This window comes from Providencia huaxiensis (genome assembly GCF_002843235.3).
GTDB classification, from domain to species: domain Bacteria; phylum Pseudomonadota; class Gammaproteobacteria; order Enterobacterales; family Enterobacteriaceae; genus Providencia; species Providencia huaxiensis.
The window spans coordinates 2,736,343-2,748,115 of record NZ_CP031123.2 but is presented as its reverse complement, the minus strand read 5'-3'; the positions used below and the strand labels follow the sequence as shown (position 1 = coordinate 2,748,115).

The window sequence follows — 11,773 nt, the reverse complement described above, 5'->3', positions numbered from 1 at the left end:
TAAATTATGTTGCTTCGCTCGGGAGTGGCCCTTGCTATTTTTTCCTATATCTTATGGGGAATAACACCATTATTTTATCGTTTACTTCCCGGCGCTGAACCTCTAGAGCTGCTTGCTGAACGTCTTATCTGGTCTATCCCTATACTTTTTTTTGTTCGCTTAATTATTAAAAACAAATCTTTGTGGTGCCAGGTATGGTCTGATAAACGATCGATAATCCTCTGTTTATTTAGTTCGTCGGTTATGGCGATATCTTGGACAACATTTACCTACGCATTAACTCATGGGCAGGTGTTAGCCGCTAGCCTTGGGTATTTTATTAACCCATTATTTTCTATTTTACTTGGCGTTTTGTTTCTTCGCGAACGGCTTGTTTTCGCAGAAAAAATGGCTGTTATTTTTATTTGTGCGGGGGTCGGTTACCAAATTTGGCAGTATGGTGAATTACCTATTTTAGCGTTAGTTATGGGTAGTGCATTTGCGATATATGGGTTAATTCGTAAATTTATTCGATTTGATGTGATTACGTCTTTATTTCTAGAGGCACTTTGGCTACTTCCTATCGCAATAGCGATCACGTGGTGGTTAGTATCTAATGGTTTAAGTGAAGTGGCACAAGGCGATTGGCAAATCAAAATTCTTTATATGTTGGCCGCTCCTGTTACGATAATTCCGTTGCTCTTTTTTACAGCAGCAATTAAAAGAACATCATTAACGGTGATCGGGTTGGCACAATATATAGAACCAACAATTCAATTTTTATTAGCCGTATTTTTATTTAATGAGCTATTTGATTGGGTTAAAGGCATCAGTTTTTCATTCATCTGGGTTGGTTTAATGTTTTGTGTATTCGCTATTTTACGCAAACAGTATATTAAATTTTCACATAAAGACCCCTTTATTACAGGGCGTGATAAAACACCGCTAGATTAATTTATTGATATTATTATCAAATGGTTATGAGGTTTTTGTTTTGTGACTTTTTATCCTTGATAGTAAAAGCAATCGATTGCGTATATAATTGATATTAACTTTTTGTCGGTAGGGTTATCAATTATGAATCAATTAGGTACTGCGCTGTGTAAATCAGCAACAAAAGTGATGTTGTTAGGCGCTGGAGAGTTAGGCAAGGAAGTGGCGATTGAATGTCAACGGTTGGGTATCGAAGTTATTGCAGTTGATCGCTATGATAATGCGCCGGCGATGCATATTGCACACCGCAGTTATACGATAAATATGCTTGATGGCGAAGCGCTGAAGCAAATCGTTTTAATTGAAAAACCCGACATTATTGTGCCTGAAATTGAAGCGATTGCGACACAGGTATTAATGGAGCTTGAACAGCAAGGGCAAAAAGTGGTTCCGTCAGCGAAAGCCATTGTGCTTACTATGGACAGAGAAGGGATCCGCCGATTAGCCGCAGAAGAGTTGAAGCTGCCAACATCAGAGTACCAATTTGTGGATAGCAAACCCGATTTTGTCACAGCGGCAGAAAAAATTGGTTTTCCTTGTATTGTTAAACCGGTGATGAGTTCGTCAGGGAAGGGGCAAAGTGTGATCCGCTCTCAAGATGAATTAGAGCAGGCTTGGGATTACTCACAGCTAGGTGGGCGAGCAGGGCAGGGACGTGTGATTGTTGAAAAAATGGTTAATTTTGATTTTGAAATTACATTGTTAACGGTCAGTGCGATAGATGGTATTCACTTTTGTGCACCCGTGGGGCATCGGCAAGAAAAAGGCGATTATCGTGAGTCTTGGCAACCACAGTACATGAGTGAGGTTGCATTGAAAAAAGCGCAGGACGTTGCTGAGAAAATTGTTACCTCTCTAGGGGGCTACGGAATATTCGGTGTTGAATTATTCGTGTGTGGTGATGATATCATCTTTAATGAAGTTTCACCTCGCCCTCATGATACGGGGATGGTGACACTTATTTCACAGAGTTTATCTGAATTTGCCTTACATGTGCGTGCATTTCTTGGTTTCCCAATCGGTGTGATCCGCCAATATGGGCCAAGCGCTTCAGCCGTTATTTTACCCAATTTACACAGTCAAAATGTGGTTTTTTCACATATAGGTTCAGCGTTGGGGTCTGATACCCAATTACGATTATTTGGTAAACCTGAAATTGCAGGTACTCGCCGATTAGGTGTTGCTTTGGCTATTGCGGATTCTATTGAAAATGCATTAGATATGGCCAAAAAAACCGCTAGTACAGTGTGTGTTTCTGGTTGACTTCGATGAGATCTGCGCTCATCCACTTTAAGTGAGTGAGCGCTTGTATATTGCAGCGATAGCTGCCTGCTTTGATTGTTTCAAAATGGTCGTTGTGACCGTTTTATGAAGGGTCGAAACGGAACCGAGTCATCCCCTAGCGCCAATTACTGACACTGTAAATTTCATCCCTTTCACTGCATCACCTTTTGTTATTTATTGTTGTGAGTTATTTTTCAACCGGAATATATTTTATTAACGCTGTAGCCCAATATTACTAGTTAAAGAGGAGTTAATATTATTTTAACGTTGTCATTTCTATTAAAATAATTTGGCTCATTTAAAATAATCAAACATCAAAAAACGATATAATTATTTATCTATATAGGTTATTTTTGAACAAAGTGAATTATTTAACTTTTTATTTGTTATCGCTTTATAATCATTATTAATCGGCGTAATAGCCAATCGTTAAAGTTGCTGAAAAATCACCTTCATCGGGTTCACAATCTGTTTTGGCGCAACGCAATTTAGCATTGACCATTTTTTTTCATTCATGCTTTTTATATTATCCCAAATAATTGAAGATGCATCTGGTTTGGCTAATGGTGTTTGATTGATACTAATAACTCGAGTCCCATCTAATAATTGGACACCAATCACTCCGTTAGGGTCATCATTAAAGAAATTATTACTGCCTGCATTACTAGCTAAACTAACGGACGACTGTTATTAGTCGTAAGCAACACTGAAGGTTACTGGTACGTTTAAGTTTTGAGCGACAGCATCAGTTGTTGTTGCATAAAGACCTGCAACTATTGGGATGATGTAATCACTTTGACCAGTAACTTTCAGGTCTGCAACTTCAGTTGTTGTGTTAGGCTTAACCGCAACTTTATCTTTACCAGCTGCTAACTTAACACTGATTTGTGATGCTTGAGCATCTGCAAACATGTCTGAATGGCCAGTTAATGCTTCACCTGTTGCTAAGATAGAAACAGTAGTTGCTTTTCCAGCTTCGTTATCGCTACCAGCGGCAGCGTCATAGACTTTAGTACAGTTATTTAAAACTAAATTAAAGTTTGCTTCTGATAATGCTTTAGCTGTATCAATTTTTTCGTTTGAGTGAGTTCCTAAGCTGATTAAGTCTTTAGAAGCGCTAATATTACAAGTTGCAGCAACTAAACGTGCATTAAAGTTAACAGTTGCATCTTGAGCAGCAAAAGCTTGAGAAGAAAGAGTTGCAACAGTGAAGCACCAATCAGAGCAAGTTTATTTAATTTCATAATCATAGTTCCTAAGTATATGGGAAAATTTTAATTTTGTTTTTAAATTAATATATATTTAAAGTTTCATATTTCAGATTGAGTTTTTATTCTATTGATAAATATTAACAACCCGACAATCATTATTTAAGAATCTATTAATAAAACGAGTTTATTAATATTAGATATTTAATAAATAATTTACTTCTTCATAAAAACTTAATTTTAAATGTCTTAGTATTTATTTAGTGAACACAGGTTCACCGGAGAACGTGATTAACATTAATTCTACTCACGTAGGTTGTCAAACAGGCAGAAAATGCATTTTTCTGTTTTTTTAATTGATTTCTAATTGTTAATTTTTATTTGTTTCAATTGGTTATGTGGTTTTTCATTGTCTTAAGTGATATCGATAGTTGGTTTTTGGTCTTATATGTTATATGGGTGAATAGGTTTGATAAATAAGCATGGTATGTTACCCCATCATTTCTAGTTGATGACTCAATTTCAGTCTTGAGATTATTCTTATATAAGACTTTGTTTACCGTTATTCCTAGTTTCATTGAAAGGGATATCAGCTATCTTTATTAAGTGAGTATTCAATAGAACAAATCAGATAAGCTTGGTTTCTTATCACCTATTAGGCGTAAAAGTAGAGCAAGGAAAGTTATGAAGATTCATTATGTAGTGGGTTTAATGTCTCTAGGATTAATATCTGTTTTATCAACAGCGCAAAATCTTGAACAACAATTTAGTTTATGGGTAGAGAACGAAAAAGATAAAATTGTGTGTTTTGAGCAACAGTCTTCATTTAAGTATTGCTTAGGTAAATCACCTAATAAAGGTTTAGCTGTTTTTGACCAAAAAGGAGAAGAGATTTACCAACTTTACTATTTTGATAATTGGCTTGATGAAGCACAAGACGGGGTATATCGAATACGCAAAGAAGATAAAATTGGTTTTGCAGACGCAATAACAGGAGAAATTGTGATTGATGCAATTTATGATTGCGCGTATCCATTTGAAGCAGGGAAAGCAAAAGTCGGTATCGGATGCGAAACACAAACAGACGGTGAACACAGTTGGTGGGTTGGTGGTAAATGGACAACGATTACACGCTAATAGTAGATAGATATTATGCAGTTTTAGATGAACCAATTTTGAGTTTTACGTTATTAATGAAATTTATTCACAAAAACTCTCATTTTGCTCATATTAAGTTTAGTTTTTAACTTATTGAAAACAAATTGGAATAGTTATATGGATCACACTTTTGGCCGTATCTAGCCCTCCTAAAAACCATTCAAAGTAAAAAACAAACCGCTTAATTCCTTATGTCACCACTTAGCCTAACTTTAGTCATTTGCGGAGTGTAATTTCATACCATATAGACCATGGCAGAGCTCAATTTTTTAATGTAATGCAGTTCAACCACTGCCAATTAAAAAGCCATCAACGATAAATGATAAGCAATGAAAACACAGCGATATCGTTTTTTATGGTGGTTAATACAAAATCAATGGCATGTTCGTTTTACCTCAGAAGGGTGTTCTATGAACAAAAATGGTATTTTAAAGCACATTCCGTGGATGATCCTAGGAATAATCGGTGCGGTCTGCTTGGGGGTAGTCGCACTCAGACGTGGTGAGCACATCAGTGCTCTGTGGATTGTCGTCGCTTCTGTGGCGGTGTATCTCATCGCATATCGGTATTACAGCTTATATATTGCTAAGAAAGTGATGAAGCTGGACGAAACACGTGCGACTCCTGCCGTCATTAATAATGATGGATTAAATTATGTTCCGACAAATAAAAATGTTCTATTTGGTCATCACTTTGCCGCGATTGCAGGGGCAGGGCCATTAGTCGGACCGGTTCTTGCGGCTCAAGTCGGCTATTTACCCGGCACCTTATGGTTGCTTGCGGGGGTTGTGTTAGCCGGTGCGGTGCAAGATTTCATGGTGTTATTTATTTCATCACGCCGTAATGGTGCATCATTAGGGGAAATCGTTAAAGAGGAGCTTGGCCCAATTCCGGGAACGCTGGCGCTCTTTGGGTGCTTCCTAATTATGATCATTATCCTTGCTGTATTAGCATTGATAGTGGTGAAAGCCTTGGCAGAAAGCCCATGGGGTGTCTTCACCGTTGTGTCAACGGTGCCTATCGCATTGTTTATGGGGATATATATGCGATATATCCGGCCGGGACGCGTAGGTGAAGTTTCTGTTATCGGTATTGTTCTGTTAGTGGCTTCTATTTGGTTTGGTGGCGTGATTGCTCACGACCCATACTGGGGCCCAGCACTGACATTCAAAGACACGACAATTACTTATGCATTAGTGGGTTATGCGTTTATCTCAGCATTATTACCTGTATGGTTGATTTTAGCGCCTCGTGACTACTTAGCGACCTTCCTGAAAATTGGGGTTATCGTTGGTTTAGCGATTGGTATCGTTATTCTAAACCCTGAATTAAAAATGCCAGCAGTCACACAATTTGTTGATGGCTCCGGCCCTGTTTGGAAAGGTACTCTATTCCCATTCTTATTTATTACCATCGCTTGTGGTGCGGTATCCGGTTTCCATGCGTTAATTTCTTCAGGTACTACACCTAAGTTATTAGCAAACGAAAAAGATGCGCGTTACATCGGTTATGGTGCAATGTTAATGGAGTCATTTGTTGCGATTATGGCACTGGTAGCGGCTTCTATTATCGAACCAGGTCTGTATTTTGCAATGAATACACCACCGGCAGCGTTGGGTATTACAATGCCTAACTTGCATGAGTTGGGTGGCCCAGATGGCGCAGCTATCATGGCTCAGCTCAAAGATGTATCTGTTCATGCAGCTGCTACAGTGAGTTCATGGGGCTTTGTGATTTCACCTGAACAAATCATGCAAACAGCTAAAGATATTGGTGAGCCGTCGGTGTTAAACCGTGCAGGTGGTGCGCCGACATTAGCAGTAGGTATTGCGTATGTTTTCCATGAAATCATGCCTGCGGCAAATATGGGCTTCTGGTATCACTTTGGTATTCTGTTTGAAGCTCTGTTTATCTTAACAGCATTGGATGCAGGAACCCGTTCTGGCCGCTTTATGCTGCAAGATTTATTAGGTAACTTTGTTCCGTTCTTGAAGAAAACTGATTCACTGGTTGCGGGTATCATCGGTACAGCGGGATGTGTTGGCCTGTGGGGTTACTTATTGTATCAAGGCGTTGTTGACCCACTGGGCGGTGTTAAGAGCCTATGGCCTCTGTTCGGTATCTCGAACCAAATGTTAGCCGCGGTTGCTTTAATCTTAAGTACAGTTGTATTGATTAAGATGAAACGCAGTAAATACATTATGGTGACCGTCTTACCTGCGGTATGGCTATTAATCTGTACAACTTGGGCATTAGGACTGAAATTATTCAGTGATAACCCACAACTGGAAGGGTTCCTATACTTAGCGAAATCTTATAAAGATAAGATTGCGGCAGGTGGTGCAGAATTAACTGCACAAGAAATTACTAATATGAATCACATTATTATTAATAACTACACCAACGCAGGCCTGAGTATTCTATTCTTAGTGGTTGTCTACGGTATCATTTTCTACGGTATCCGTGTTGGGATGAAAGCATACAAAAACCCAGAGCGTACAGACAAAGAAACACCTTATGTTCCTGTACCTGAAGAGGGCGTGAAAGTTTCATCTTCACATTAAGTTACCCTTCAACGAATTTGAACATCGAAAGGTGTTTGATAAATGAAAGGTCGCCCTACATTGTGTACTCATGATGTAGGGCATTTGTATTGGAGAGGCTGATGTTTGGAAATCTCGGCAAAACAGGAAAATACCTCGGGCAAGCCGCACGAATGTTAATTGGTATTCCTGATTATGATACCTATGTACAGCATATGAGTGATAATCACCCAGATAAACCCGTGATGACATATAAAGAGTTTTTTCGCGAAAGACAAGATGCACGGTATGGTGGTAGTGGTAAAGGCGGATTTCGCTGCTGTTAATCAATGAAGTGTGAGGGCAATAATGAAACCTATTAGCGTAACAATTTTAACCGGTTTTCTCGGTGCAGGTAAGACGACTCTCCTTAGCCATATTCTTCATGCTGAGCATGGTCATAAAATCGCAGTGATTGAAAATGAGTTCGGTGAAGTCCCCATTGATAACGCAATAATTGGTGATCGTGCGACACAAATTACTACATTAAGTAATGGGTGTATTTGTTGTAGCCGTTCGAATGAATTAGAAAATGCCTTATTAGACCTATTAGATGGCCTTGATAGTGGAAAATTAGACTTTGACCGTCTAGTCATCGAGTGCACTGGCATGGCAGATCCAGGCCCGATCACTCAAACTTTTTTTTCCCATGAAGTCTTATGTGAACGTTATGTATTAGACGGCATTATTACCTTAGTGGATGCTGTCCACGCTGATAAACAATTGAATGATTTCGCCATTGCCCAAGCGCAGATTGGCTATGCAGACCGTATTTTATTGACCAAAACCGATATTGAGCCAAATAATGAAGCTTTAATTGAACGTTTACAACGTATTAATGCCAGGGCACCGATTTACCCCGTTATTCACGGTGATATCGACCTGAATTTATTATTGGACATCGAAGGCTTTTTATTGGATTCACAATTGAATGTCAAACAGCCGACATTCCGTTTCGCCCCTAAACAACAAAATGAAGTGGGCTCGATTGTCCTTGAATTTAATTACCCTGTTGAACTGATGGCAGTTTCTCAGGTAATGGAAGAATTATTACTTGGTTTTGCTGATAATTTACTGCGTTATAAAGGAATACTTTCCATTGTGGATGAGCCAAAGCGGTTGCTATTCCAAGGTGTTCAGCGCCTTTACAGTGCGGATTGGGATAGAGACTGGGACGTTGATGAACAACGCCGCAGTGTATTAGTGTTTATTGGTATTGACCTACCAGAAGAGATGATCCGCGAAAAATTCGCAGCCCTAGAAGTTAATTCAAAATAGAACAATTCAAAAAAAAGAATTTCAAAAAAAGAAATTCAAAGTCATTAGCGGCGTAGCAAGGCGGCAAAAGAGCCAATCCCTAGGAACATACACAAGTATGTGACTAGGGTTGGCGAATGCAGCCAACAACGCTACGGCGTTAAGGACGAAGAATTAGCGGTGTAGCAAGGCGGCAAAAGAGCCAACCCCTAGGGGCATACACAAGTATGTGACTAGGGTTGGCGAATGCAGCCAACAACGCTACGGCGTTAAGGGCGCGCTTTAGCGGCCATAATTTCAATAATCTGCACGTCAGTATGCTTCATAGACCCCGCTGCTAGAGAACATAAGTTGGCAATGGACTGGTCGACATCATCAGAAACGATACCATCCGACCCTCTAACACAGCTATTATCTAATGCCATCAACACGGCTTTATAAGCTGCGCTTGCACTGGTTGACACCTTCATGGCACAACTGTTTGACGCACCATCACAAATCATACCGCTAACATCACCAATCATACTGGAAATTGCCATTGCAACGACTTCATATCGGGACTCGAGTAACCAGGCGATGCCTGCCGCAGCCCCCATCGCTGCGGTTGTCGCGGCACACAGTGCCGATAATGCAGGGAGCTGATTATGAATATAAATCGCCATTAGGTGCGACAACATTAAGGCGCGAGCCAGTTGTTCTTCGGAAGATTGTAAATAATCAGCCGTGACAACCACTGGCATGGTTGCAGCGATACCTTGGTTACCTGATCCTGAATTACTCATGGCTGGCAATACAGCCCCACCCATTCGAGCATCAGAGGCCGCAGAGGTACGGATCATAATTTCTGACATTAAGTCTTTTGAAAGCAGGCCACGATCTCGCTGGGTTTGCAATGTTTTACCAATATGTAAACCATAAACATTGCGTAAACCTTCTTGAGATAAGGCTTCGTTTAAATGGGCCGCTTCAAGAATAAAACGAATATCTTCTAATGGCGCTTCGGTAGCAAATTGATAAACAGATTTAGCGGTGACTGGCGGCAGTGGGACGTCTGCCGCACAGTCAACAGGAGATTCATGATGAGGTTGAGCTGTCGTGGCATCAAATACGGTATGATTGTTGTGGATCATTTTAACAATATTCGTATGAGACCCCGCAATGATAACGGTTGCGGATCCAGTTTGTGTGTATACTGTGGCTTCGGAGTATATGACATCATCACAAGGGTGCTTGATATCAACGGTAATAGCCCCTTGAGCTAACATGCTTTTACTCAATGCAATAGCATCCGTAGATGCTGATTTTAATACTTCTAAACCCGCTTCAGGATCACCGCCAATTGCGCCAAGGGCTGCGGCAATAGGTAAACCAACCATACCTGTTCCGGGTACAGTTACACCCATGCCATTTTTCATGAGGTTAGGGGAGACAAAAGCACAGACACGGATCACGGCTCCATCAAGTAATGAAGCGGCTTTGGCGGCAGCATATGCCAATGAAATCGGCTCAGTACAACCTAAGGCAGGTTTTACTTCTTGTTTTACTGCGTTGATAAAATATTGCCAAAGTAGTGGTTGTGATTGAGCATGCATGGCAAATCCCCTTAATAAAATCTTTTTCAATTTTATTATTTTAAACAACAGTCTGGAGAAAAACTTCACTAAGTTAGGGGATTTAAAGAGAGTGGGGAGAAATATTATCTCTAATTTGAACTATAAAAATGAAATATTTCTAACTTTGAGCTTTGTCACAAAAGTCCTGCCTATGAAATTCGACAGGACCAAGTGATAATTGAAAAGGTTAGTTTTCTACATCAAGGCGTTTACTTTGCCACTTACGTGAGCGCCAGCGCCATGCATTGGTTAAGCCGCGCAGCCATTCATCAGCAAAGAAACCTAGCCAAATGCCTAAGAGACCCATCTCCATTTTTATGCCTAAGAAGTAGCCTAATGGGATAGCAACGCCCCACATAAAAATAATGGCAGTACATAGCGGAAAGCGAGCATCGCCAGAAGCACGCAAGGCATTTACCATCACGATATTAATTGTCCTGCCAGGCTCTAAGAACACCGAAAGTAAAAATAATGGCAGCAGTACCTTAATAATACCTTGGTCATCCGTAATATTATTTAAAATAGGATCGCGGAATAACCAAAAGGCGATAACGACACCAATTGTTACGTAAAAACCCATTTTAAGGCTTTTTACACCGCGCCTATAGGCATCTTCAAAGCGCTTTGCGCCAACAAGGTGACCAACCATAATTTCATTACCAATGCTGATAGAGATCCCAAACAGCATGATAAACAATGACAATTGGAAATAGAGCGTTTGTGCCGCGAGGGACGTTTCCCCCATTAAACCGATAAATGCAGATGCGGTCATGAAATGGAGGATCCACACGAGATTTTCTCCCGCAGAGGGTAATCCAATGTGTAAAATTTTCCCCAATATTTTCCGTGACCAGTGTATTAACATCATTGGGACAAATTTAATTCTCAGCCCATAAAACAGTAGGCAGAAAAGTAAAATAACGGCAACAATACGCCCTACGACAGTTGACCATGCAACGCCTTCCAGCCCATATTGTGGTAAGCCGAAGAAACCATAAAGCACAATGATGTTACCAAATACAGTAATCACATTAGCGATTAATGTGACCCACATTGCGGGTTGTGCTTTACCATAAACCCGCAAGCATGCCGCTAAAATAATTGAAATTGCTTCAGGGATTAAACAAATCCCTAGAATACGTAAATAAGTATAACCATCAGCCATTAAATGCGATGGCATATTCATAATAGTTAAAATGCTATAGCCAAAAAATAACGCAACTAATGCGCTGGAAAAACCAAGAATAAAGTTAAAAGCGATTGAAATATGAATCGCTTGGCTGGCTTTTTCTCGGCGGCCTGCCCCTAGGTATTGGGCTATAACAACGCTACACCCCACACTAATAAAGTTAAAAATAGTGATAAATAGATCAAATACTTGGTTTCCCACCCCCATAGCGGCAAGGTAGGCAGTAGAAACGTGACTGACCATATAGGTATTAATTAATAATGTGGCCAAATGAAGAAAAATATCGATAAAAATTGGCCAGCTGAGCGAAAAGAGTGACCGCTCAGTCACATCGGATTGATGCATTGAGAACCTTTATATATTCATGAATGTTAGGGAAAGCTTTCTGAGTGGCTAATTCTACATGGATTTCAATAATGAAAATAGGGTTAAAATGCGTCTGATTTAATTAGGCTAATGTTTTGTTTACTTTTAATTATTCTGTTAAATTCAATTTCGCTATAAATAATT

Annotated in this window: 10 protein-coding genes; 6 read left to right on the top strand and 4 right to left on the bottom strand. The window is 39.9% G+C overall.

From position 1 onward, the window contains the following. The first annotated feature begins 6 nt into the window (after positions 1-6). Together rarD and purT are read left to right on the top strand one after the other, a co-directional pair. The gene (gene rarD / locus CYG50_RS14310; RefSeq protein WP_102140073.1) at positions 7-933 is read left to right on the top strand and encodes an EamA family transporter RarD; all 927 of its coding nucleotides are present in this window, start codon (positions 7-9) and stop codon (positions 931-933) included. 123 nt (positions 934-1,056) lie between these two features. Continuing rightward, positions 1,057-2,235 (top strand): formate-dependent phosphoribosylglycinamide formyltransferase, encoded by a 1,179-nt coding sequence (gene purT, locus CYG50_RS14305; RefSeq protein ID WP_102140072.1) that lies wholly within the window; start codon positions 1,057-1,059, stop codon positions 2,233-2,235. A gap of 450 nt (positions 2,236-2,685) precedes the next feature. On the opposite strand, the gene CYG50_RS23530 is transcribed toward purT, so the two are convergent. Further along, a complete protein-coding gene (locus CYG50_RS23530) occupies positions 2,686-2,877 on the bottom strand; it encodes a hypothetical protein (RefSeq protein WP_116068835.1) in 192 nt (63 codons plus the stop codon). 69 nt (positions 2,878-2,946) lie between these two features. Beyond that, positions 2,947-3,357 (bottom strand): fimbrial protein, encoded by a 411-nt coding sequence (locus CYG50_RS14295; protein WP_232368245.1) that lies wholly within the window; start codon positions 3,355-3,357, stop codon positions 2,947-2,949. Positions 3,358-4,148: 791 nt separating this feature from the next. On the opposite strand from CYG50_RS14295, the gene CYG50_RS14290 reads away from it, so the two are divergent. The 4 genes from CYG50_RS14290 to yjiA all read left to right on the top strand — a co-directional run bounded on the left by CYG50_RS14290 (position 4,149) and on the right by yjiA (position 8,482). Then, the gene (locus tag CYG50_RS14290) at positions 4,149-4,601 is read left to right on the top strand and encodes a hypothetical protein (RefSeq protein ID WP_102139438.1); all 453 of its coding nucleotides are present in this window, start codon (positions 4,149-4,151) and stop codon (positions 4,599-4,601) included. Between the two features lie 431 nt (positions 4,602-5,032). After that, positions 5,033-7,186 (top strand): carbon starvation CstA family protein, encoded by a 2,154-nt coding sequence (locus CYG50_RS14285; RefSeq protein ID WP_102139446.1) that lies wholly within the window; start codon positions 5,033-5,035, stop codon positions 7,184-7,186. Positions 7,187-7,287: 101 nt separating this feature from the next. Beyond that, positions 7,288-7,491, top strand: coding sequence for a YbdD/YjiX family protein (locus CYG50_RS14280; protein WP_004260586.1), 204 nt, complete (start codon positions 7,288-7,290; stop codon positions 7,489-7,491). A 22-nt stretch (positions 7,492-7,513) separates the two neighbouring features. Then, positions 7,514-8,482 carry a GTPase gene (yjiA, locus tag CYG50_RS14275; protein ID WP_102139437.1) on the top strand — a complete coding sequence of 323 codons (969 nt, stop codon included), beginning with the start codon at positions 7,514-7,516 and terminating at the stop codon, positions 8,480-8,482. A gap of 248 nt (positions 8,483-8,730) precedes the next feature. Here yjiA and CYG50_RS14270 read toward each other — a convergent pair whose 3' ends face one another. Further along, entirely contained in the window at positions 8,731-10,053 is a 1,323-nt protein-coding gene (locus tag CYG50_RS14270; protein WP_102139436.1) for an L-cysteine desulfidase family protein, read from the bottom strand. Between the two features lie 208 nt (positions 10,054-10,261). Then, positions 10,262-11,608, bottom strand: a complete 1,347-nt coding sequence (locus CYG50_RS14265) for an MATE family efflux transporter (protein ID WP_102139434.1) — start codon at positions 11,606-11,608, stop codon at positions 10,262-10,264. Positions 11,609-11,773 lie beyond the last annotated feature (165 nt).